The organism is Nonomuraea sp. K271 (assembly GCF_009908215.1).
Classification (GTDB): Bacteria; Actinomycetota; Actinomycetes; order Streptosporangiales; family Streptosporangiaceae; genus Nonomuraea; species Nonomuraea longispora.
Window position 1 is genome coordinate 1 of sequence record NZ_JAAAHR010000113.1, and the last position, 21273, is coordinate 21273.

At 71.0% G+C, this 21273-nt stretch carries 21 protein-coding genes and 1 pseudogene; 12 read left to right on the plus strand and 10 right to left on the minus strand.

Annotated elements, in window-relative coordinates:
* The 3 genes from GUY59_RS31175 to GUY59_RS31185 form a co-directional block, all read right to left on the minus strand.
* Nucleotides 1-834, minus strand: an 834-nt coding sequence (locus tag GUY59_RS31175; protein ID WP_201761560.1) for a serine/threonine-protein kinase, incomplete at its 3' end; no start/stop codon positions are given.
* Nucleotides 835-858: 24 nt separating this feature from the next.
* Nucleotides 859-1860 carry a hydroxyacid dehydrogenase gene (locus tag GUY59_RS31180; RefSeq protein ID WP_138201277.1) on the minus strand — a complete coding sequence of 334 codons (1002 nt, stop codon included), beginning with the start codon at nucleotides 1858-1860 and terminating at the stop codon, nucleotides 859-861.
* Between the two features lie 64 nt (nucleotides 1861-1924).
* A complete protein-coding gene (locus tag GUY59_RS31185) occupies nucleotides 1925-2404 on the minus strand; it encodes a hypothetical protein (protein ID WP_138201276.1) in 480 nt (159 codons plus the stop codon).
* Nucleotides 2405-2536: 132 nt separating this feature from the next.
* On the opposite strand from GUY59_RS31185, the gene GUY59_RS31190 reads away from it, so the two are divergent.
* From GUY59_RS31190 to GUY59_RS31215, 6 genes and pseudogenes are all read left to right on the plus strand, one after another.
* Entirely contained in the window at nucleotides 2537-3640 is a 1104-nt protein-coding gene (locus GUY59_RS31190; RefSeq protein ID WP_138201275.1) for a winged helix DNA-binding domain-containing protein, read from the plus strand.
* 48 nt (nucleotides 3641-3688) lie between these two features.
* Nucleotides 3689-4456 (plus strand): IclR family transcriptional regulator, encoded by a 768-nt coding sequence (locus GUY59_RS31195; RefSeq protein ID WP_138201274.1) that lies wholly within the window; start codon nucleotides 3689-3691, stop codon nucleotides 4454-4456.
* A complete protein-coding gene (locus tag GUY59_RS31200) occupies nucleotides 4453-5430 on the plus strand; it encodes a sugar kinase (protein ID WP_236667678.1) in 978 nt (325 codons plus the stop codon). The genes GUY59_RS31195 and GUY59_RS31200 overlap by 4 nt, the downstream gene beginning before the upstream one ends.
* A 108-nt stretch (nucleotides 5431-5538) precedes the next feature.
* Nucleotides 5539-5670, plus strand: a pseudogene (locus GUY59_RS49160) (BlaI/MecI/CopY family transcriptional regulator); the annotation flags it as partial.
* A gap of 219 nt (nucleotides 5671-5889) precedes the next feature.
* Nucleotides 5890-7551, plus strand: coding sequence for a catalase (locus GUY59_RS31210; RefSeq protein ID WP_138201273.1), 1662 nt, complete (start codon nucleotides 5890-5892; stop codon nucleotides 7549-7551).
* 61 nt (nucleotides 7552-7612) lie between these two features.
* The gene (locus tag GUY59_RS31215; protein WP_132340521.1) at nucleotides 7613-7870 is read left to right on the plus strand and encodes a DUF1876 domain-containing protein; all 258 of its coding nucleotides are present in this window, start codon (nucleotides 7613-7615) and stop codon (nucleotides 7868-7870) included.
* Between the two features lie 76 nt (nucleotides 7871-7946).
* Here GUY59_RS31215 and GUY59_RS31220 read toward each other — a convergent pair whose 3' ends face one another.
* The 5 genes from GUY59_RS31220 to GUY59_RS31240 are packed head-to-tail and all read right to left on the minus strand — an operon-like array spanning nucleotide 7947 to nucleotide 14355.
* Nucleotides 7947-8852: a dihydrodipicolinate synthase family protein gene (locus tag GUY59_RS31220; RefSeq protein WP_138201272.1), complete on the minus strand. Its 906-nt coding sequence runs from the start codon at nucleotides 8850-8852 to the stop codon at nucleotides 7947-7949.
* Nucleotides 8849-9838 carry an oligopeptide/dipeptide ABC transporter ATP-binding protein gene (locus GUY59_RS31225; protein ID WP_212746196.1) on the minus strand — a complete coding sequence of 330 codons (990 nt, stop codon included), beginning with the start codon at nucleotides 9836-9838 and terminating at the stop codon, nucleotides 8849-8851. The genes GUY59_RS31220 and GUY59_RS31225 overlap by 4 nt, the downstream gene beginning before the upstream one ends.
* Nucleotides 9831-11795, minus strand: coding sequence for a dipeptide/oligopeptide/nickel ABC transporter permease/ATP-binding protein (locus GUY59_RS31230; protein ID WP_138201270.1), 1965 nt, complete (start codon nucleotides 11793-11795; stop codon nucleotides 9831-9833). Before GUY59_RS31230 ends, GUY59_RS31225 begins: the two co-directional genes overlap by 8 nt.
* Entirely contained in the window at nucleotides 11792-12751 is a 960-nt protein-coding gene (locus GUY59_RS31235; RefSeq protein WP_138201269.1) for an ABC transporter permease, read from the minus strand. The genes GUY59_RS31230 and GUY59_RS31235 overlap by 4 nt, the downstream gene beginning before the upstream one ends.
* Nucleotides 12748-14355: an ABC transporter substrate-binding protein gene (locus GUY59_RS31240; RefSeq protein WP_138201268.1), complete on the minus strand. Its 1608-nt coding sequence runs from the start codon at nucleotides 14353-14355 to the stop codon at nucleotides 12748-12750. Before GUY59_RS31240 ends, GUY59_RS31235 begins: the two co-directional genes overlap by 4 nt.
* Before the next feature lie 140 nt (nucleotides 14356-14495).
* Here GUY59_RS31240 and GUY59_RS31245 point away from each other — a divergent pair, with 140 nt between their 5' ends.
* Complete coding sequence (locus GUY59_RS31245) at nucleotides 14496-15206, plus strand: FadR/GntR family transcriptional regulator (RefSeq protein ID WP_138201267.1); 711 nt, start codon at nucleotides 14496-14498, stop codon at nucleotides 15204-15206.
* A gap of 54 nt (nucleotides 15207-15260) precedes the next feature.
* Here GUY59_RS31245 and GUY59_RS31250 read toward each other — a convergent pair whose 3' ends face one another.
* Nucleotides 15261-15845, minus strand: a complete 585-nt coding sequence (locus GUY59_RS31250; protein WP_138201266.1) for an HD domain-containing protein — start codon at nucleotides 15843-15845, stop codon at nucleotides 15261-15263.
* A gap of 51 nt (nucleotides 15846-15896) precedes the next feature.
* Between GUY59_RS31250 and GUY59_RS31255 the strand changes: the two genes are divergently transcribed.
* Nucleotides 15897-16760, plus strand: a complete 864-nt coding sequence (locus GUY59_RS31255; protein WP_138201265.1) for a DUF4429 domain-containing protein — start codon at nucleotides 15897-15899, stop codon at nucleotides 16758-16760.
* 20 nt (nucleotides 16761-16780) lie between these two features.
* Complete coding sequence (locus GUY59_RS31260) at nucleotides 16781-17209, plus strand: nucleoside deaminase (protein WP_138201264.1); 429 nt, start codon at nucleotides 16781-16783, stop codon at nucleotides 17207-17209.
* Between the two features lie 10 nt (nucleotides 17210-17219).
* On the opposite strand, the gene GUY59_RS31265 is transcribed toward GUY59_RS31260, so the two are convergent.
* Nucleotides 17220-18428: an NAD(P)-dependent malic enzyme gene (locus GUY59_RS31265; RefSeq protein WP_138201263.1), complete on the minus strand. Its 1209-nt coding sequence runs from the start codon at nucleotides 18426-18428 to the stop codon at nucleotides 17220-17222.
* A 322-nt stretch (nucleotides 18429-18750) separates the two neighbouring features.
* Between GUY59_RS31265 and GUY59_RS31270 the strand changes: the two genes are divergently transcribed.
* Genes GUY59_RS31270 through GUY59_RS31280 form a run of 3 tightly spaced genes read left to right on the plus strand, consistent with a single transcriptional unit; the run spans nucleotide 18751 to nucleotide 21198 of the window.
* Nucleotides 18751-20163 (plus strand): acyl-CoA carboxylase subunit beta, encoded by a 1413-nt coding sequence (locus GUY59_RS31270; protein ID WP_138201262.1) that lies wholly within the window; start codon nucleotides 18751-18753, stop codon nucleotides 20161-20163.
* Between the two features lie 13 nt (nucleotides 20164-20176).
* Complete coding sequence (locus GUY59_RS31275; RefSeq protein WP_132338046.1) at nucleotides 20177-20386, plus strand: DUF5988 family protein; 210 nt, start codon at nucleotides 20177-20179, stop codon at nucleotides 20384-20386.
* Nucleotides 20387-20388: 2 nt separating this feature from the next.
* Nucleotides 20389-21198 (plus strand): metallophosphoesterase family protein, encoded by an 810-nt coding sequence (locus tag GUY59_RS31280; RefSeq protein WP_138201261.1) that lies wholly within the window; start codon nucleotides 20389-20391, stop codon nucleotides 21196-21198.
* Nucleotides 21199-21273: the final 75 nt, after the last annotated feature.

Here is a 21273-nt window from a genome sequence, read left to right on the forward strand (position 1 = left end):
GCCTGGGGGTGGGGCGCCGGCCGACTCCAGCAGCAGGTCCAGGGTCGCGGCGTCCGGCCGGGCCTCCAGGTCGCGTACGAGCAGGGCGGAAAGGACGGGGCCGAGCGGCCCCGCACGTCCGGGCGGCGGGATCTCCTGGTTGAGCACGGCCGCCAGCGTGGCCAGCGCCGTGCCCCTGCGCAGCGGGTGCCGCCCCTCCACGGCCACGTACATCAGCATGCCGAGCGACCACAGGTCGGAGCCCGGCTCCCCTTCGACGCCGTTGATGCGCTCGGGCGCCATGTACTCGGGTGAGCCGATGAACGCTCCCGTGGCCGTCAGGGTCGTGGACTCGCGTACGGCCGCGATGCCGAAGTCGGTGAGCACCGAGCGGCCGTCCTCGCGCAGCAGCACGTTGGCGGGTTTGACGTCGCGGTGCTGGATGCCGACGGCGTGCGCGGCGCGTAAGGCGGACAGCACCTCGCGGCCCAGGCGGGCCACGGCGTCCGGCGGCATGGGGCCGTGCTTGAGCCGGTCCTGCAAGGAGCCGCCGGGGACCAGTTCCATGACGATCCACGGGTAGTCGTGCTTTCCCGGGTCGACGATGTGGTGGATGGTGACCACGTGCGGGTGGTTCAGCCGGGCCAGGGCTCTGGCCTCGCGCAGCACCCTGGCGCGCAGCTCGCGGGCGGCGTCGGGGTCGTGCTCGTCCATGAGGGGATCCGGCGGGCGCACCTCCTTGAGCGCGACCTCGCGGCGCAGAGCGACGTCGCGGGCCCGCCACACCAGGCCCATGCCCCCGCCGCCGAGCCGTTCCACGAGCTCGAAGCGGCCGTCGATCACCCGTTCGTGCATGAGGGGCAGATTATCGCGCCGCTGTCAGGCGCTCGTGGCCAGCGTCTCCGCCTCGATGCCGTACCGGAAGGGCAGGCCCCGGGCGTAGCGGGCGAGTTCGTCGAGCGCGAGGTCGGCGATGCGGCCCAGCTCGCCGCCGAGAGAGCCGGCGATGTGCGGCGTGAGCAGCACGTTCGGCAGGTCGTAGAGGGGCGAGTCGGCGGGCGGCACCTCGGGCTCGGTCACGTCGATCACCGCGTACAGCCGGCCGCTGGACAGTTCGGCGACGAGCGCGTCCTGGTCGACGAGGGCGCCCCGGGCGGTGTTGATGAGGGTCGCGCCGTCGCGCATCCGGGCGAGGCGGGCGGCGTTGACGAGGTGCCTGGTCTCGGGCAGCGAGGGCGCGTGCAGGCTGATCACGTCGCACCGGTCGAACAGCTCGTCCAGCTCGACGTGGGGCACGCCGAGGTCCTCCGTGAGGTACGGGTCGGCGACGATCACGTCGAGGTCGAACGGCCGCAGCAGCTCGATGACCCGCCGGCCGATCCAGGACGCGCCGACGATGCCGATCGTGCGCCGGTAGTTGCCGAACCCGGGGAAGAGGCCCTCGATGTCGAGGGACGTACGCCGCTCGCGGTAGAGCCCGGCGATGTCCAGCACCCGTTTGCCGGCGAACAGGATGGAGGCCAGGGTGTACTCGGCGACGGGTTCGGCGTTGGCGGCCGCCGCCGAGGAGACGAGGATGCCGCGCTCCCAGCAGGCGTCGGTGACGTGGTGTTTCACGCTGCCCGCCGCGTGCACGATCGCCCGCAGCCTGGGCGCCCTGGCGAGCACGTCGCCGGTGATCGGCGGGCACCACCAGCTCGTGCAGAGCACCTCGGCCTCGGCCAGCGCGCCGGCCACGGCGAGGGCGTCGAAGTCGTCGGCCACCAGGTCGGGGTCGGTGTCGGCGACGGCGGTCAGCCGGTCGCGCGCCTGCCCGGCGAAGATCCGTCCCGCCACCTGCCGTCCCATGGCGAGCAGGGTTCTCGGCCGCACATCCGTCATGACGCTCCAGCTTCCCCGACGATGATCCGATCTTAGCGTTTCACCACAAGCACTCCCCTTTCGGTCACGAGCGGGGTGATGTCAAGCGTGCGCGGGCGGCGTCGGTCCAAAGGCGCACGTCCGCCCGTTCGCCGACCTCCAGCGCTTCCCGGTAGTGGGGTTCGGCCGGGCGCCCCAGGAACGCGGCCAGGTCCCCGAGCACCTGTGCGGTGGGGCACAGCAGCCCGGTGACCAGCCCTGACTCGATGGCCGCCAGCACGGACTCCTCGTCGGCGCCGCTGACGGCGCTCAGCACGTCGACGTCGCTCTCGCGGCCGATGACCGCGCTCTGCCGCAGGATGGTCCCGGCCTGCGCGGGCAGCCTGGCCACACGGCGGCGCAGCACGTCGCGCACGCCGGCGGGCATCGCCACCACGCCCTCCGCGTCGAGCAGGCGCGCGGTCTCCCTGACGAAGAACGGGTTTCCGCCGGTGCGCTCGGCGATCTCCGCGACCGTGGCGGCGTCAGCGGGACGGCCGCAGGCCAGGCTGATCAGCTCGCCCACCTCGGGCGCCGCGAGGCCGGGGCGGCACCTCGTGAGCGTAGAGGTCGTCGATGAGGCGGTCGACCGGCACCGCCCGGCCACCGGCGGCCATCGCGGTCCGTAACAGGCCGCATTGGCCTCTACCGTGGGGCCATGCATCCCCTCATCAGCCGCAGGGCGCTCAACCGGGCCACCCTGGACAGGCAGTTCCTGCTGCGCCGTACCACCCGTTCCGTGACCGACGTGGTGGAGCACCTGGGCGGCCTCCAGGCCCAGACGCCGCACACCTGGTACACCGGCCTGTGGAGCCGCATCGAGGGGTTCAAGCCTGACGACGCGGCCGGCCTGCTGTCCTCGCGTCAGCTTGTCCGCATCGCGTTGCAGCGCTCGACCATCCACCTCGTCACCGCCCGCGACTGCCTGGCCATGCGGCCCCTGCTGCAGGTCGTGGGCGAGCGCGGCGCCGGTGGCGCGTTCGGCAGGCGGCTGGAGGGGGTGGACCTGGACGAGCTGGCGGGCGCGGGCCGGGCGCTGCTGGAGGCGCGGCCGATGACGTTCGCCGAGCTGGGGCGAGCGCTCGCCGAACGGTGGCCGTCGCACGACGCCCACGCGCTGAGCCAGGCCGTGCGGTGGCTGCTGCCGCTGGTGCAGGTGCCGCCGCGCGGGCTTTGGGGCAGGAGCGGGCCCGCCGCCCACACCACCGCCGAGTCCTGGCTGGGCTTCCACGCGCCGCCGATGACGCCCGCGGAGCTGGTGCTGCGCTATCTGGCGGCGTTCGGTCCCGCGTCGGTGATGGACGCGCAGACGTGGTCGGGGCTGACCCGGCTCGGCGAGGTCGCCGAGTCGCTGGACCTGGCGCGCTTCACCGACGAGAACGGCAGGACCCTGTACGACCTGCCCGGCGCTCCCCGCCCCGACGAGGACACCCCCGCGCCGGTGCGGCTGATGTACGACTTCGACAACCTGTTCCTGTCGCACGCCGACCGGTCCAGGGTCGTGACGGAACGCGCGGCCGCCACGCTGAAGAGGTTCATGGGCAAGAACGCCTCCCTCCCGCGGATCATCCTCGTGGACGGCGTCGCGGCCGGCGACTGGACGGTCACCCGGGCCAAGGACACCTCCACGCTCACCCTGCACCGGTGGGAGCCGATCTCCGTCATGGACGAGGCCGAGGAGGAGGGCCGGCGGCTGCTGGAGTTCCTGGCCCCGGGCGACAAGCACACGATCGCGGTCGCGGACGGGCCCTCCCGCTCGTGAGCGGTTCTGCAGTGCAGAACGGTGTGCTGCAGAAGCGCTTGGGTCGGTATGGTGGCCCACGTGCCGGAACGTAACCAGTCCGCCTCGCTCAGACGTGCGCTGACCGTGCTGGAGCACGTCCGTGAGCACTCGGGCCTGTCGCTCACGGAGCTGGCCGAGGCGGTCGGCCTGCCCAAGAGCACGGTGCTGCGGCTGACCACGCCGCTCGTCGAGGCCAGACTGCTCGACCGCGACCGCAGGACGGGCGCCTACCGGCTGGGCCACGGCACGCTGCGGCTCGGCCAGTCCTACCTGGCCACGCTCGACCTGCGGGCCGTCGCGGCCGAGGAGTCGCACCGGCTGATGAACGACGTGCGCGAGACCGTCCACCTCGTCGTCTACGACCCGCCGCACGTCGTCTACATCGACAAAGTGGAGAACGACGCCACCGTCCGCATGGGCTCGCGCATCGGCAGCCGCGGCCCCGCCCACTCCACGGCCGTCGGCAAGGCCATCCTCGCCTGGCAGCCCGAGGACGCCCTCGTCGAGCTGAGCCTGGAGCCGAAGACCAGGCACACGATCGTCGACCCCGAACGCCTGCGCGCCGACCTGGCCCACACCAGGCGCCGCGGCTACGCGGTCGACGACCGCGAGAACGAGCCCGAGGTGCGCTGCGTCGCGGCGCCGATCTTCAACCACCACGACGCGGTCGCCGCCGCCATCTCCGTCTCCGGCCTCTCCTCGCGGATCACCGCCGCGCGCGTACGAGAGCTGGGGCCGCTGGTGGCCGGGGCGGCGGCGCGGATCTCGAGAAAGCTGGGTAGCCAGTGCCGATGACGGGGCCGATGACGGGGCCGAGCACACCGACGACAGAACTCGTCACCTTCGGCGAGACCATGGCGCTGTTCGCCGCCCGCCGCACCGGGCCGATGCGCTTCGCCCGCGACTTCGACCTGGGCCTGGGCGGCGCCGAGTCCAACGTCGCGATCGGCGTCGCCCGGCTCGGCCACCGCGCGGCCTGGGTCGGCAGGGTCGGGGCCGACGAGTTCGGCGACCTGATCCGCTCGACCCTGCGGGGCGAGGGCGTGGACGTGCGGGCCATCGCCGACCCCGACGCGCCCACCGGGCTGATGATCAAGGGCAGGCGTACGGCCGACCTCATCGACGTGCGCTACTACCGCAGGGACAGCGCGGGCTCGCGGTTGTGCGCCGCCGACCTCGACCCCGAGCTGATCCGGTCGGCCCGCGTGCTGCACGTCTCCGCGATCACACCGGCGCTCTCCGGCACGGCCCGCGATGCCGTACGCCACGCGATCGCCGAGGCGCGGGCCGCGGGCGTGCTCGTCTCACTCGACGTCAACTACCGCAAGGCGCTGTGGACGCCCGACGAGGCGGGGGCGTGGCTGCGCGAGACGGTCGGCGACGTGGACGTGTTGTTCGCGACCGAGGCGGAAGGCCGGCTCGTCGCCGACGTCGAAGGCCCCTCCGAGCTGGCCGGGGCGCTGGCGAAGCTGGGGCCGCGCCACGTGCTGATCAAGTTCGGGGCCGAGGGCGCCATGGAGCTGTCCGGCGGCGTCGAACTGCGGGCGGACCCCTACGACGTGACGGAGGTCGACCCCGTGGGGGCCGGCGACGCGTTCGCGGCCGGCTGGCTGGCCGACTGGCTGGCCGGGGCGGAGCCCGCGCAGCGGCTCAGCACGGCGTGCGCGGCGGGGGCGTTCGCCGTGACCTCGCAGGGCGACTGGGAGAGCCTGCCCCGGCGGGCCGACCTGAGCCTGCTGCGGCGGCCCGCCGACGGCGTGAGCAGGTGATCACACCGCCCGGCCGGCGGTCGGCGACGGATTGACATGTACGACAGCCGTAGCATGGCGTCCATGAAGCGCCCCCTGGGAGGGCTTCAGTCCACGATCACGAACAGGATGTGGTCCTACCGCCAGCCCGCTCCCGTCCGTGACGTCCTCGAAGACCTCCGTCAGATCGCCTGCACCACGGTCATGACCGTGATGGACAAGCTGCACACCAAGGGCCCGCTCAAGCGCGAGCCGGTCGGCCGGGCCCACGTCTACGAGCCGATCTCCACGAAAGCGGCCTACACCGCGGAGCTGGTGCGGCACGCCTGGCCACCAGCGGCGACCAGGCCGCCACCCTGGTCGACTTTCTTGAGCGGCTCACGCCCGAGGAGGCCACCGTCATCAGGGCCATTCCTTTTCCTGTTTCCGCTCCGGGCTTGGGGGCAGGCGGGGAGGACTCGTCCGGGGGAAGGAACGACGATGACTGATGTTTCCGGTATGGGTTCCGGGCCGAACGACGAGCGCGAGGTGCTCACCAACCGGCAGGGACACCCGGTCTACGACAACCAGAACCAGCGCACGATCGGCCCGCGCGGCCCGGCGACGCTGGAGAACTACCAGTTCCTGGAGAAGATCAGCCACTTCGACCGGGAGCGCATTCCCGAGCGCGTGGTGCACGCCAGGGGCACGACAAGCTACGGCTTCTTCGAGGCGTACGGCAAGCTCGGCGACGAGCCGATCAGCCGTTTCACCCGGGCCAAGCTCTTCCAGGAGGCGGGCAAGCGCACCGACGTGGCCCTGCGCTTCTCCACCGTGATCGGCGGCCGGGACTCCGCCGAGACCGCGCGTGACCCGCGCGGTTTCGCGGTCAAGTTCTACACGGAGGACGGCAACTGGGATCTGGTCGGCAACAACCTGGCGGTCTTCTTCATCAGGGACGCCATCAAGTTTCCCGACGTGATCCACTCGCTGAAGCCCGACCCGGTCACGTTCCGGCAGGATCCCAACCGCATTTTCGACTTCATGTCGCAGACGCCCGAAAGCCTGCACATGCTGGTCAACCTGTTCAGCCCGCGCGGCATCCCCGCCGACTACCGGCACATGCAGGGGTTCGGCGTGAACACCTACAAGTGGGTCAACCAGGAGGGCGAGTCGTTCCTGGTGAAGTATCACTGGATGCCCAAGCAGGGCGTGCGCAGCATGACGGAGGCCGACGCCGCGGTCATCCAGGCGAACGACCTGGGGCACGCCACCAAGGACCTGCACGACGCCATCGAGCGTGGCGACTACCCGGAATGGGAGCTGCTGGTCCAGCTGATGAGCGACGACGAGCATCCCGAGCTCGACTTCGACCCGCTGGACGACACCAAGGTGTGGCCGGAGAACGAGTTCCCCGCCCTGCCGGTCGGGCGGCTGGTGCTCGACAGGAACGTGGAGAACCAGTTCGCCGAGAACGAGCAGGCCGCGTTCGGCACCGGCGTGCTAGTGGACGGGCTGGACTTCTCCGACGACAAGATGCTCATCGGCCGTACGTTCTCCTACAGCGACACGCAGCGCTACCGCGTCGGGCCCAACTACCTGCAACTGCCGGTCAACCAGGCCAGGAACGCCGCCATCCGCACCAACCAGCGCGACGGGCTGATGACGTACTTCGTCGACACCGGGGGCGAGGACCCGCACATCAACTACGAGCCGTCGCTGCGCGGCGGCCTGCGCGAGGCCGAGTACCCGCATCCCGACGAGGTCGGGCCGGAGGTCAGGGGGCGGCTCACCCGCAAGCGCATACCGCGTACCAACGACTACACCCAGGCCGGGCAGCGCTACCTGCTCATGGAGCAGTGGGAGCGTGACGACCTCGTGCACAACTTCGTCTCGGCGCTGCGCCAGTGCGACCGCCGTATCCAGGAGCGCATGGTCTGGCACTTCCTGCTCGCCGAGGACGATCTCGGGCTGCGCGTCGGCGAAGGGCTGGGCATCGGTCCGGACGACGTGGCTCAGCTGGAGCCGCTGAAGAGCCAGGACCTCACCGAGGAGGATCGCAACCGGCTGGCCAAGCTCGGCAGGAACGGCCCCCGCGACGTCGAGGGCCTGGAGATGACGCACTGCGTGCCGAACGAGCGCGCCGCGCACGCCGAGCGCTGACCTGCCGCTTTACGTCCGGGCCTGCTTGGAGGCAGGCTCGGAGGAAGGGGAGGTGCCCACGATGGACGACAAGCAGTGGAACGTGCAGATCTGGATCCATGAGGACGACGAGGACGCCGTGACCACGGCCACGGCGGTCCTGTTCACCTCGGACGGCAAGCGGCACGAGAGCGTGGGCCGGGCCCGGCGCAATCCCGCCGACCGGCCCGTGCCGGGGATCGGGGACGAGCTGGCCGTCGGGCGGGCGTTGTCCGACCTGTCGGCGAAGCTCATCCAGGACGGCGCGGAGGACGTCGCCCAGCTGGCCAGCCCGGTCTGAGAGCCTGGTCTGGGGAGCGGCCGGGTCTGAGCGGCCCGGTCTGAGCGGCCCGTTCCGGTCGGCCGGTCGGGCCGGGTCAGAGCAGGCCGGCGGCGGCCAGGAGCTTGCCGATCCTGCCGGTCTCGTCGTCGTTGAGCGGGATCTGCGGCAGCGCGGTGATCGGGCAGTCGATGATCCCGCGCAGGTGCAGCGCGGCCTTGAACGCTCCAAGGCCGGACGAGCTGCCGCCCATGCGCGAGCCGCCGGCGTGGACGATCTGGAACAACCTGACCAGGCGCTCCTGCTCGGCCCTGGCCGCCTCCCAGTCGCCGCGGGAGGCGCAACGGTAGAGCTCGACGTAGCCGTGCGGGTCGACGTTGCCGAGGCCGGGCACCACGCCGTCGGCGCCCGTCCACAGCGCCGAGTCCACGGTCACCTCCGACCCGGTCAGCACGCTGAACGGCGCCGTACGGCCCAGGACGACCTCGCGCAGGCCGCCGTCGTCGCCGCTGGAGTCCTTGACCCCGGCCAGCGCGCCCTCGGCGGCCAGTTCGAGCACCAGAGGGGCGCTCAGCTTGGTGTGCACCGACACCGGCAGGTCGTAGGCGTAGACCGGCAGCCCGCCCCGCGCGGCGATCGTACGGAAATGGGTGCGGATCTCGTCGGGGTGGGTGCGCGTGTAGAAGGGCGCGGTGGCCACCAACCCGGACACTCCGGCCTCACGGGCGACGCGGGCGTGTTCGAGCACCCGCGGCGTCGTCATGTCGATCACTCCGGCGAGCACCGGCACCTGACCGCCCACGTGCCCGACGACGGTGTCCAGCACCACCCGCCGTTGCGCGTCCGTCAGGTACGCCACCTCCGACGAGGATCCCAGCACGAACAGCGCGTCCACTCCCCCGGCCAGCAGATGGTCGACCAGCCGGGTGAGCGACGCGGTGTCCACCTGGTAGTCGGGGGTCAAGGGGGTGCACACCGGGGGGATCACACCGGTAAGCCTCATGGGCGCTCCTGGATCAGTTCGAGGTCGGTCGCTCCTGCCGCCACCGGGTGGTGGCAGTGGAACAGGTGGTCGTCGTCCGTCCGCGCCGCGGGCATCTCCGCCGCGCAGGCGTCGTCGGCCCGCCAGCACCGCGTGCGGAACGGGCAGCCGCTGGGCGGCCTGGTGGCCGAGGGCACGGCGCCGACGAGCGGGATCGGATTGATCGGCGAGATCAGCCCGGGGGTGGCGGAGAACAGCGCCCGCGTGTACGGGTGCCGGGCGTTGTGCGGCACGGCGTGGGCGGGTGTCTGCTCGACGATCCGGCCCAGGTACATGGTGACGACGCGGTCGCTCATCCTGCGTACGGTCTGGATGTCGTGCGAGACGAACACCAGCGCGAGCCCGAGCCGTTCCTTGAGGTCCAGCAGCAGGTTGAGGATCTGTGCGCGGACCGACACGTCGAGCGCGCTGGTGGGCTCGTCGGCGACGACGAGCTCGGGTTCGAGCGCGAGCGCCCTGGCCACGGCGACGCGCTGGCGCTGGCCGCCGGACAGCTGGCCGGGCAGCGCCTCGGCGGCGCTGGACGGCAGCCCGACCAGGTCGATCAGCTCGCGTACGCGGGCGTCGCGCTGGGCGGGGGTGCCGCGGCGGTGCACGTTGAGCGGGTCGCGCAGCACCTGCCGTACGGGCAGGCGCCGGTTGAGCGCCGTGGACGGGTCCTGGAAGACCATGCCGACGCTCGACCCGATGAGGGCGCGACGTTCGGACTCCTTGAGCGACCACAGGTCCTTGCCGCGGTAGGTCACGGTGCCGGAGGTGGGCCGTTGGAGGCCGACCAGCACCTTGGCCAGCGTGGACTTGCCGCAGCCCGACTCGCCGACGATGCCGACGGTCTCGCCGGCGGCGACGGTGAGGTCGGCGCCGGTCAGCGCGTAGACGCGGTCCCGCGTGAAGAGGCCGCCTGAGCGGGCCTTGTGCACGACGTGCACGTCGTCGAGCTCAAGCACGCTGCTCGCTCCTCGTCTCGCGGTTCGTGCCGGTCGCGGCGACCGCCGGATGGTGGCAGGCCACCGCGTGGGTGGCGTCTCCGTTCACGGGGCCGTCCAGGACGGGCGTGTCGGTACGGCACACGTCGGTGGCCATCGGACACCGGTCGGCGAACCGGCAGCCGTCCGGGAAGTCGGCCGGCGCGGGCACGACGCCGCGGATCTGCGTGAGCCGCTCGGCCCCCGACTCCAGCGACAACACCGAACCGAGCAGGCCGCGGGCGTAGTGGTGGGCGGGCGCGCCGACGAGGGCGGGGGTGGCGCCGGTCTCGACGATCTGGCCGCCGTACATGACGACCACGCGGTCGGTGACGTCGGCGACGAGCGCGAGGTCGTGCGAGACGAGGATCAGCGCGAAGCCGAGCTCCTCGCGCAGCTTCAGCAGCAGCTCGATGACCTGCGCCTGGACGGTCACGTCGAGCGCGGTGGTGGGTTCGTCGGCGACGATCAGCTTGGGGTCGCGCGACAGCGCCATCGCGATGAGCACCCGCTGCCGCTGCCCGCCCGACAGTTCGTGCGGATAGGACGACAGGGTGCGGCGGGCGTCGAGGCCGACGAGTTCGAGCAGTTCGGCGGGGGTGCGCCGGCCGCCGCGGCGGGTGAGCTGCTTGAGCTGGGCCTTGATGGTCATGGCGGGGTTGAGCGAGGACAGCGCGTCCTGGTAGATCATCGCCATCTCGTGCCCGAGCAGCCGGCGGCGGGCGCGGCGCGGTAGCGAGAGCAGCTCGCGCTGGTCGAAGCGCACGTGGCCGCTGACGCGGGCGTCGCGGGGTTGCAGGCCCATGATGGTGAGCGCGGTCAGCGACTTGCCGCAGCCCGACTCGCCGACCAGGCCGAGCACCTCGCCGGGGCGCACCTCGAAGCCGATGCCGTCGACGATGTCCACGCCCTCGGTGAACCCGATGCGCAGCCGTTCCACCGTGAGGATGGGCGGCCCCTGAGGCAGCGGGCGGGCACGCTCGGCGAGCCGCTGCGCGGCCTCGGCCAGTCCGGGAAGCTCGACGACCTCGCCGGAGCCGGGCTGCGCCCGCTCGAAGGCGTCCTCGTCCTTCCTGACCGGCGCCTTGCGGGCGGCGGGCGCCGCCCAGGCGTCGGAAATGCCTTCGGACAGGATGTTCAGGGCGAGCACGGTCAGCAGGATCAGCAGGCCGGGGAAGACCGTGCCCCACCAGCCGCCGAGCAGCACGAGGTTCTTGCCGTCGGCGATGACGCTGCCCCACGACGGGTCCGGCGGACGTACGCCGGCGCCGATGAACGACAACGACGCCTCGAACACGATCGCGTCGGCCACCATCACCGTGCAGAACACCAGCACGGGCGCCGCGCAGTTGATCGCGACGTGCTTGACGACGATGTGCGGGGTGCGGGCGCCGATGATGCGCTCGGCCGCGACGTAGTCCTCGCCGTACTGGGCGAGGACGTTCGCCCGTACGACCCTGGCGACGGACGGCATGTAGAGGAAGGCGATGGCCATGACGAGGACGGGGATGCTGCCGCCGAACACGGCCACGAGCACGGCGGCCAGCGCGATGCCGGGGAACGCCATGATCACGTCGAGCAGGCGCATGATGGTTTCGTCCACGGCCTTGCGCGAGGTGGCGGCGACGGCGCCGATGACCGCACCGGCTACCAGGGCGAGCCCGGTCGCGCCGAGGCCGATGACGAGGGACCAGCGGGCGCCGTACAGGAGCCTGGACAGGATGTCGCGGTTGGCGCTGTCGAGTCCCATCCAGTGCTCGGCCGACGGGCCGCCGCCGGACGCCTCCTGGAAGAACGGCGAGTGCGGCGCGATGAGCGGCGCCAGCACCGCCGCCAGCACGACGGCGGCGATGAGGCCGAGCGAGATCCACGACAGCGGCTTCAGCCTGCGGAACGTCACGCCCGGGCGGGCCAGGCGGTCGGTGAGTCCACGTCTCATGAGGCGCTCCTGAGGCGGGGGTTGACCAGCAGGTAGAGGACATCGACGACCAGGTTGACGATCATGAAGCCGACGGCGATGGTCAGCACCACGCCCTGGACGACCGCGGGGTCGCCGTCGCGCACGGCGTTGATCATGAGCTGCCCCATGCCGGGCAGGCCGTAGATCGTCTCGATGACCACGGTGCCGCCGATCAGGTAGCCGATGCGCAGGCCGAGCACGGTCAGCGGGTTGATGAGGGCGTTGCGCAGCACGTTCCTGCCGACGACCACGATCGGCGGCAGGCCGCTGCCGTACGCGGTGCGCACGTAGTCGCGGTCCAGCTCCTCCACCACCGACGTGCGGATGATGCGGGTGAGCTGGGCGGCGATCGGCAACGACAACGACAGGGCGGGCAGCGTCATCGACCGCAGCCAGCCGACGAACGAGTCGGCCGGGTTGATGTAGCCGCCGGTGGGGAACAGTCCCTCGCCGACCGCCAGCCACTGGATCATGAGCAGCGCCAGCCAGAACGACGGCGCCGCCACCCCGATCAGCGACACCAGGCGGACGAGCTGGTCGGGCCAGCGGTCGCGGTAGAGCGCCGCGGCCACGCCGAACACGAACGCCAGCACCAGCCCCACGACCAGGCCGAGGAACGTCAGCTGCAACGTCAGCGGCAGGGCCGTCGTCACCGACTCGATGACCGGCTTCTTGGTGAGCACGCTGGTGCCCATGTCGCCCTGCGCCAGATCCATGACGAAGCGGACGTAGCGCAGCGGGAGCGGGTCCAGCAGCCCGTTCTCGAGCTGGAACTGGTGGATCTGCTCGGGGGTCGGGTTCGCGCCCTGGAAGTAGGCGTACTCCGGCTTGCTGTTGGAGAAGCGCATCACGATGAACACGAACGCGACCACGCCGAGCACGAGCGGGATGAGGATGAGGAGCCGCCGCAGCAGCATCCGGGCGACGAGCGTCATGTCCTCTTGGCCTGCAGGAGGTTGATTCCGGGATACGGCTGGGCCTCGATGCCGGACAGCTTCTTGGCGTCCCAGGCGGTCATGAGCTCGGTGTGGACGACCGGGTAGAGCACTGCCTGCTCAGCGATCATGTCCAGATATTTGTGGACCGTCGCCTTCTTCTTCTCCTTGTCCGATTCCTTGGTGGCCTCGTCCATCAGGGCGAACAGCGCCTTGGCGTCCTTGGTGCCGTCGTAGTGGGCGTACTTCATCCACAGGCCGCCCTCGACGAAGTTGTAGCGGCAGATCAGGTCGGCGTCCATGCCGAACTGGTTGGGGTTCGAGGCGGCGGCGACCACCTGGTAGTCCTGGAACTGGTCCATCTTGGTGAACAACGCCGCCGTGTCCTGCGGCTCCAGCGTGGTCTTGATGCCGACCGCCTCCCAGGAGGCGGCGATCGTCGGCAGGCAGTCGGCGATCCAGCTCACGTTGACGGCCATCAGGTTGACCGTCAGGTTGCTGACGCCCGCCTCCTTCAGCAGCGCCTTGGCCTTGTCGGGGTCGTGGTCGTAGACGACGGAGGCCCGCTTGTGGTCGGGGTGGCCCTCGTTGAGGAAGGAGCTGGAGGCCGTGCCGTGGCCCTTGAGCGCCACGTCGATCATCTTCTGCTTGTCGATGGCGTAGTGCAGCGCCTGCCGCACCCGTACGTCGTCGAACGGCTTGGTGGCCGTGTTGAACATCAGGAACATGTGGTTCATGCCCTTGCCGCCCTCGACCGTCAGCCCCTGCTGCTTGAGCTGGTCGACGTTGGCGTAGGGGATGTTGTCGGCGATCTGCGCCTCGGCGGACGCGCCGGAGATCTTGGCCACGCGGGCGGCGGCGTCGACGATGGTCAGCCAGTTCATCTTCTTGGCCGTGGCCGGACGCGGGCCGTTGTAGCCGTCGTACGCCTCGAAGGAGGTGTTCGACTTGGGGTTGTGCGCGACCAGCTTGTACGGCCCCGAGCCCACGGCCTTGCCGCCCTTGGCCTGGTCCCAGGCGCCGGGCTGGCCGAACACGTGCTTGGGCATGATCTTGGCGATGGTCAGCCGGGGCGCGGCGTCGGCGAAGGGGAACTTGAAGACCAGCTCGACGCTCCGGCCATCGACCTTCTTCACCTCCTCCAGCCAGGACCTGAAGAAGTTGCCGATCAGCACGTTCGCCTCGGGGTCCAGGACGCGTTCGAAGGTGAAGACGACGTCGTCGGCGGTGACCGGCTTCCCGTCGTGCCACGTGGCGCCCTCGCGGAGGGTGAACTTCCATGAGGTCGCGTTCAGGTCGGACGGCAGCTCTGTGGCGAGCGCGGCGTACGGCTCGCGGGTGATCGGGTCGGTGTCGAGCAGTCCTTCGTAGACGTGGTTGATCGCCGCCATCGAGAAGGCGGACGCGGTCTGCGTGGGGTCCCAGCTCTGGTCGTTGCCGTACCCGATGACGGCGGTGATCAGGTCCTTGTTGGATCCGGCGCCGACCGAGCCGGTCGATGCCGGGCCTCCGGAACAGGCGGAGAGGGTGGTCGCGATGAACGCCGCCGCACCCGTCGCTCCGCTGTAACGCAGGAAGTCGCGGCGGCTGAAGTCAGAGCTCACGGATGCCTCCTGAGGGGTAGAACATGGGACGTCCCATGTCCTATCTTTTGCGTAAGTGGGACGCTAGATGGCAATCCGGCCCTAGGTCAACCAAAGATTTCCGTAATGTTACGTAAGTGGCTATGAGAAGGTGACTGCTCATGACGACTGTCCCGCGCCCCGTACGCCCGAGCAGGGCCGTGGAGGCCCAGGAGGGCGTGAAGGACCTCATCGTGAGGCGCGGGCTGGTGGCGGGCGACCCCCTGCCCACCGAGTCGGAGCTGATGGAGGAGCTGCAGGTCAGCCGCAACTCGATCAGGGAAGCCCTGAAGGCCCTGCAGGCGGTCGGCATCGTCGACATCCGGCACGGCTTCGGCATGTTCGTCGGGCGGATGTCGCTGGCGGGGCTCGTCAACGAACTGACGTTCCACAGCCGCATCACGCTGCAGAACGGCAAGAACCACCTGGCCAACCTCATCGAGATCCGCGAGATCCTGGAGAGCGGCCTCGTGGAGCGTCTCATCGAGCTCGGCCCCGCCGCCGACCTGACGCCGGTGGCCGACGTCATCGTCAGGATGGAGGCCGAAGCGCAGGCCGGGCCCGTCTCCCCGGAGACCGACCGCCTCTTCCACGACCTCCTCTACCGGCCGCTCGGCAACCCGCTGGTCGGCCAGCTGCTCGGGGCGTTCTGGGACGTCTATTACCAGCTGCGCGACCAGCTCGGGGTGCCCGACGAGTCGCCCGGCGACGTGGTCACGCGGCACCGCGACATCTACACCGCCGTGCTCGCGGGCGACCGGGCCGGCGCGGTGTCCGCCGTGCACGCCCACTTCAAGGGCGTACGCAACCGCGTGGGCCGGATCGACGAATAGCGCGGCCGGTGCGGGCCACGGTCAGGGGCCACGGTCAGGGGCCGGCGACTCCCGTCAGCGGGCGGGCCAGCGCTCCACGCGGCGCCAGTGCTCGCGCCACTGCGCGAACCACCTCGCGAACCACGGATGGACCCCCGCCAGCGGCATGATGTAGGCGACCGTCTCGAAGTAGTAGCTGCGCTGGAAGCGCCACGGCATGCGCTGCAGCTCCTGCACGTTGCTCGCCCGGTCGGCAAGCTTCACCAGCACGGCCTGCGGCGGAGCCTTGACCAGGGAGGCCAGATAGTCGGCCTTCACGCCGCCGCGCGGCTTGCTCACCCAGCGCACCAGCGCGGCCACGCGCGGCCCGAACCGGTTCGCGATCTCCGCCTCCGTGCACGGCGTGTCCTCCAGCACGTCGTGCAGCACGATCGCCACCAGCACGTCCCGCTCGTCCACCCCGGCGCCGGCGACGGCCACCTCCAGCGCCTCCAGCAGATGATCGAGGTACGGCCGCCCGGTGGGCCGCTGCTGTGCCCCGTGCCAGCGCCGCGCGAACACCACCGCGTCGCGCAGGACGCCCACGGTCTGCGGCGGGAGCACCTTGCCGAGAGGCCCTTCCGCCTGCTTCCAGGACGTCCAGCTCGTGAAGGTCTGCATGCCTTTCCTCCCGCTATGGCCCGGGCCCCGAGTTGTCCTACGCTGAAGACTATGGCCGAGATCGCCGTCCCCGACGGGTTGTGGACGTTCAACGGAGAAGTGCTGCGCATCGTGCCCGGCAGCGACAAGGACGTCCACGAGCTGCGCAGGACACTGGGCGAGGTGGTGGTCCCGCTGGCGGCGATCGCGGGGGTGACGTACGAGCCGGGCCGCAAGGGCGGGCACGTGCGCCTGCGCCTGCGCAAGGGCGCCGACGCGCTGTCCGACGTCGTCGCCGGCCTGCTGGTGCCGCCCGCCGACCCCTACCGTCTGGCGGTCCCGAAGAACCGTGCGGGAGCGGGCGAATACTTCGCCGACGAGGTCCGCGACACCCTGCTCGTCTACCAGACGCCGAGCGGCCCCTGCGAGGACTACCTGCTGCCGCCACCGCCGGTGCCCATCTCCGCCACCGCCGGCGACGGCACCGCGCTGTTCGACGGCGATCGCGTGCGCCTGGAGTGGACCGGCTTCGCGAGCACCGACAAGGAGAAGGCGGGTTCGCAGGAGTTCCCGCTGTCCGACATCGCCGGGGTTGAGTGGAAGCCCCAGTCCGGCATGGGTTACGGCACGCTGCGCTTCCGCATCAAGGGCGAACGGCCCGTCCAGCAGTCGCCGCAGAAGGACACGCGCTGCGTGGCCTGGGGCATCCAGCGTTTCGGGGGCGCGACCGCCCTGGTCGCCGCCGCCGTGCTCGCCCGGCTGCCGCGCGACGTTCCCGAGCTGCCGCCGGCTCCCGCGTCCGTCGCCGACGACGTGCACGACGCCGTGCTGCGCCGCCTGGCCGAGCTGGGCGATCTGCACCGCGCCGGAGTGCTGACGGACGACGAGTTCGGGACGGCCAAGCAGGCCGTGATCCGCCGCCTGCAGGAGTCGTAGGCCAAGGCCAGGGAGAACCGATGACACCCGACGACGACAAGCTCCTGCGCCGCGCCATCGCGCTGGCCGGCGAGGCCCGCGCGGGCGGCAACCCGCCGTTCGGCTCGCTGCTGGCCGGGCCCGACGGGACCGTCCTGGCCGAGGAGCGCAACTCCTCGCTCACCGACCGCGACATCACCGCCCATCCGGAGCTCAAGCTGGCCCGCTGGGCCGGGCGCGCGCTCGACCAGGCGACCGCCGCCGCCACGACGATGTACACGAGCTGCCAGCCGTGCGGCATGTGCGCGGGCGCCATCGCGCGCTCGGGCCTCGGCCGGGTCGTCTACGCGCTGTCCGGCGAGCAGCTCGACGGGCTCAAGCCGCCCGGCACCGCCTTCACCGACCCGCCCAGCGAGGGTCCCGCCCTCTACGCCGAGGCCCGCGTACCGGTCGAGGGCTACTACCGCTGACCGGCACGGCTCAGAGGCCGGGCAGCCGGGCCACGCCGTCACGGCGGGCCTGGTCGGCGACCGCCGCGGCGACGGCGGGCACGACGCGGGGGTCGAACGCCTCCGGCAGGATCCGGTCGGCCGACAGTTCCTCCTCGACCACGGCGGCCAGGGCGTGCGCGGCGGCGATCTTCATGTTCTCGGTGATGGCCGAGGCGCGGGCCGACAGGGCGCCCCTGAAGACTCCGGGGAAGGCCAGCACGTTGTTGATCTGGTTGGGGAAGTCACTGCGCCCGGTGGCCACGACGGCCGCGTGCTCCCGGGCGATCCCGGGGTGGATCTCGGGCTCGGGGTTGGACAGCGCGAAGACGATGGAGCCGGGCGCCATGGAGGCGATGGCCCGCTCCCTGATCGTCGAGCCCGACAGTCCGATGAAGACGTCCGCCCCGGCCAGGGCCTCCTCGGTCGTGCCGGTGTGCCCGGACTGGTTGGTGCAGCCCGCGATGAGGGCTTTGTGGGGGTTGAGGTCGTCGCGGCCGGTGTGGAGCACGCCCTTGCTGTCGGACACGGCGACCTCGCCGATGCCGGCGTTCATCAGCATGCTCGCGACCGCGAGGCCGGAGGCGCCCGCCCCCGCCACGACGGCGCGCAGGTCCCACAGCCGACGGCCGGTCACCCGCGCCGCGTTGCGCAGCGCCGCCAGCACCACGATGGCCGTGCCGTGCTGGTCGTCGTGGAAGACGGGGATGTCCAGCACCTCCCTGAGCCGGCGCTCCACCTCGAAACAGCGCGGCGCGCTGATGTCCTCGAGGTTGATGCCGCCGAACGACGGGGCCATCCGGACGATCGTCTCCACCAGTTCGTCGACGTCCGTGCAGTCGAGGCAGATGGGCACGGAGTCCACCCCGCCGAACTGCTTGAACAGCAGCGCCTTGCCCTCCATGACCGGCATCGCCGCAGTGGGCCCGATGTCGCCGAGGCCGAGCACGGCGGTGCCGTCGGTGACGACCGCCACGACGTTGGAACGCCAGGTGTAGTCGTCGGCCAACTCGGGCCGCTCGGCGATGGCGGTGCAGACGCGGGCCACGCCCGGCGTGTAGGCGAGCGAGAGGTCGTCGAGGTCGCGCACCTGAACGGACGGGCGCGTCTCGAGCTTGCCGCCCTCGTGCAGGCGGAAGGCCGGGTCCTGGTCGAGGAGGGCGGCGAGGCCGATGGCCGGCGCGGTGATCTCGGTAGTCATGTCGGGCTCCTAGAACCGCAGCAGCCGGCCGGACGGAGTGCGCGTGTCCGGCGCCTCCACCTTGGGATGACGTGCGGCCTGCCGGGCTTTCTTGAGCTGTGTGCGTTGCATGATTTCCGCACCTTTCTGCGCCTGCCGTAACCGGCCGGCACGCTGAAAGAACAACACAAGCTCGAGTGTCACACGGCGTTCATTCACCGGTCACCCCACGACCCCCCTACGTCCGAGAGCTCCCCTGCTAGAGGTACGAGGCGATAGGGGTTGTTCGCGATAGGGGTCACCCGGGACATTTCGAAGGACAGATTCCGGCGAAAGGACAACGATGACGGTCCTGACCGCTTTTCCCACGGAAGCAATACTCGATCCGAGGACTCCATCGGTGCGCTTCTCGCGACTCATGGATCCCGACTCGGTGGTGCCGATACACGGCGACGACGGCAGCGGCGTGCAGGCCGTGCACGGGCTGATCGACGGCTCGCCCGTCATCGCCTACTGCACCGACGCGACAATCATGGGCGGCGCGCTGGGCTGGGCGGGCGCGAACCGGATCGTCGAGGCCATCCAGCTGGCCGTGCGCCGGCGCTGCCCGGTGATCGGGCTGTGGCACTCCGGCGGCGCCCGGCTGGCCGACGGCGTGGAGTCGATGGACGGCGTGGGGCGCATGTTCGCCGCCATGACGGCCGCCTCCGGCCTTGTGCCGCAGATCTCGGTCGTGCTCGGGCCGGCCGCGGGGGCGGCCGCGTACGGGCCCGCGCTGACCGACGTGATCATCATGTCGGACGCCGGCCGGGTCTTCATCACCGGGCCCGACGTCGTACGCACCGTCACCGGTGAGAACATCGACATGGCCGGGCTCGGCGGCCCCGACGCGCACGGCCCCAAGTCGGGCGTCGCCCACGTCACGGTCGACTCGGAGGAAGCCGCGTACGACCGGGCCCGCCTGCTGACCGGGTTCTTCACCCGGCCGGGCGAGCACGACTTCGCCGCGCTGAGCGAGCCGCGCGACCTGCGCGCGCTGCTCCCCGACATGCCGCGACGCGCCTACGACGTCCGGCCGCTGGTCCGCGCCGTGCTGGACCCCGACTTCCTGGAGCTGCAACCACGCTGGGCCCCCAACATGGTGGTCGGGCTCGGGCGGCTCGGCGGCCGGGCGGTCGGCGTCATCGCCAACAACCCGCTGCGCAAGGGCGGCTGCCTGGACTCGCTGTCGGCGGAGAAGGCCTCGCGTTTCGTGCGGATGTGCGACTCGCTCGGGGTGCCGCTCGTGGTCGTGGTCGACGTCCCCGGCTATCTGCCGGGCGTCCAGCAGGAGTGGGGAGGCGTCGTCAGGCGGGGCGCCAAGCTGCTGCACGCCTTCGCCGAGTCGGTCGTTCCCCGGGTGACGCTGATCACCCGCAAGTCGTACGGCGGCGCCTACATCGCCATGAACTCCAGGTCGCTGGGCGCGTCCGCGGTGTACGCCTGGCCCGACGCCGAGGTGGCGGTGATGGGGGCCGAGGCGGCGGTGGGCATCCTGCACCGCAAGAAGCTGGCCGCGGTGCCCGAGTCCGAGCGGGCCGGCCTGCACGCCCGCCTGGTGGAGGAGCACCAGCGGACGGCCGGCGGCGTCGACCGGGCCATGGCACTCGGCGTGGTGGACGAGGTGATCTCCCCCTCCGAGACCCGGCTCCGCCTGGCAGAAGCACTCGCACGGGCGCCGCAGTCCCGCGGCTGCCACACCAACATCCCGCTCTGAAACGAGGTGACCCATGTCGTACGTCAAAGTCATGCTCATCGGGGGACCGAACCACCTGCCGACCGAACGGCGGTTCTTGACCGTCGCGCCGGGCTGCGAGAAGATCAAACTGCCTTTCGGCAGTGGGTACGAGCACTTCCTCCACAGAGGTGAGCGAACGCGCGTGGACGGGCAGGAGCTTCCCGTCTACACCTGGATCATGCGGACGGCCATCGCGGAGTAGGAATGTCGGCGTTGCTCGCCATCAGCGATCTCCACGTGGGATATGCGGACAACCGGGAGATCGTGGAGGCTCTACGGCCCCGGTCCGCCGCCGACTGGTTGCTGATCGCGGGCGACGTCGCCGAGCTCATGGCCGATGTCGAATGGGCGCTGCGCCTGCTCAGCGGGCGCTTCGCCAAGGTCGTGTGGACCCCCGGCAACCACGAGCTGTGGACCCATCCGAGCGACCCCGTGCGGCTGCGGGGCGCCGAGCGTTACGACCGTCTGGTGCGGCTCTGCGGCGACCTGGGCGTCGTCACGCCCGAGGATCCCTACCCGGTCTGGGAGGACTCCCTCGTCGTGGCGCCGCTGTTCGTGTTGTACGACTACTCCTTCCGCGTCCCCGGCGTGCGCTCCCGGGCGGAGGCCCTGGCCCAGGCGTACGAACGTGGCGTGGTGTGCACGGATGAGATGTTGCTGCACCCCGACCCGTACCCGTCGAGGCAGGCCTGGTGCGCGGCCCGGGTCGAGCTGACCGAGCGGCGGCTGAGCGAGCTGCCCACCGGCCTGCCGACCGTGCTGATGAACCACTATCCCCTGGTACGCCGGCCGACCGACGTCCTGCGCTATCCCGACTTCGCGCTGTGGTGCGGCACCGAACGCACCGCCGACTGGCACGTACGGTTCAACGCGCGCACCGTGGTCTACGGGCACCTGCACATTCCCCGCACCACCTGGCACAACGGCGTGCGGTTCGAGGAGGTCTCGCTGGGATATCCCCGCGAATGGCGCCCGAGGTCCACCGAACCGGGCCGCCTGCGGCGAATAAGCTGACCGGGAATATGCGTTCGCCCTAAGGGTGAGCTAGGGGTGGGAAATGACTCCGGGCCGCGCTTGAATACAAGCAAC

Coding starts and splice junctions, on each gene's coding strand:
- GUY59_RS31280 (WP_138201261.1), top strand. CDS start 20,389: ATGTCGGCGTTGCTCGCCATCAGCGATCTCCACGTGGGATATGCGGAC.
- GUY59_RS31200 (WP_236667678.1), top strand. CDS start 4,453: ATGACGGGGCCGATGACGGGGCCGAGCACACCGACGACAGAACTCGTC.
- GUY59_RS31215 (WP_132340521.1), top strand. CDS start 7,613: ATGGACGACAAGCAGTGGAACGTGCAGATCTGGATCCATGAGGACGAC.
- GUY59_RS31275 (WP_132338046.1), top strand. CDS start 20,177: ATGTCGTACGTCAAAGTCATGCTCATCGGGGGACCGAACCACCTGCCG.
- GUY59_RS31245 (WP_138201267.1), top strand. CDS start 14,496: ATGACGACTGTCCCGCGCCCCGTACGCCCGAGCAGGGCCGTGGAGGCC.
- GUY59_RS31190 (WP_138201275.1), top strand. CDS start 2,537: ATGCATCCCCTCATCAGCCGCAGGGCGCTCAACCGGGCCACCCTGGAC.
- GUY59_RS31210 (WP_138201273.1), top strand. CDS start 5,890: ATGACTGATGTTTCCGGTATGGGTTCCGGGCCGAACGACGAGCGCGAG.
- GUY59_RS31260 (WP_138201264.1), top strand. CDS start 16,781: ATGACACCCGACGACGACAAGCTCCTGCGCCGCGCCATCGCGCTGGCC.
- GUY59_RS31230 (WP_138201270.1), bottom strand. CDS start 11,795: ATGAGACGTGGACTCACCGACCGCCTGGCCCGCCCGGGCGTGACGTTC.
- GUY59_RS31265 (WP_138201263.1), bottom strand. CDS start 18,428: ATGACTACCGAGATCACCGCGCCGGCCATCGGCCTCGCCGCCCTCCTC.
- GUY59_RS31220 (WP_138201272.1), bottom strand. CDS start 8,852: ATGAGGCTTACCGGTGTGATCCCCCCGGTGTGCACCCCCTTGACCCCC.
- GUY59_RS31235 (WP_138201269.1), bottom strand. CDS start 12,751: ATGACGCTCGTCGCCCGGATGCTGCTGCGGCGGCTCCTCATCCTCATC.
- GUY59_RS31255 (WP_138201265.1), top strand. CDS start 15,897: ATGGCCGAGATCGCCGTCCCCGACGGGTTGTGGACGTTCAACGGAGAA.
- GUY59_RS31180 (WP_138201277.1), bottom strand. CDS start 1,860: ATGACGGATGTGCGGCCGAGAACCCTGCTCGCCATGGGACGGCAGGTG.
- GUY59_RS31270 (WP_138201262.1), top strand. CDS start 18,751: ATGACGGTCCTGACCGCTTTTCCCACGGAAGCAATACTCGATCCGAGG.
- GUY59_RS31195 (WP_138201274.1), top strand. CDS start 3,689: ATGGTGGCCCACGTGCCGGAACGTAACCAGTCCGCCTCGCTCAGACGT.
- GUY59_RS31250 (WP_138201266.1), bottom strand. CDS start 15,845: ATGCAGACCTTCACGAGCTGGACGTCCTGGAAGCAGGCGGAAGGGCCT.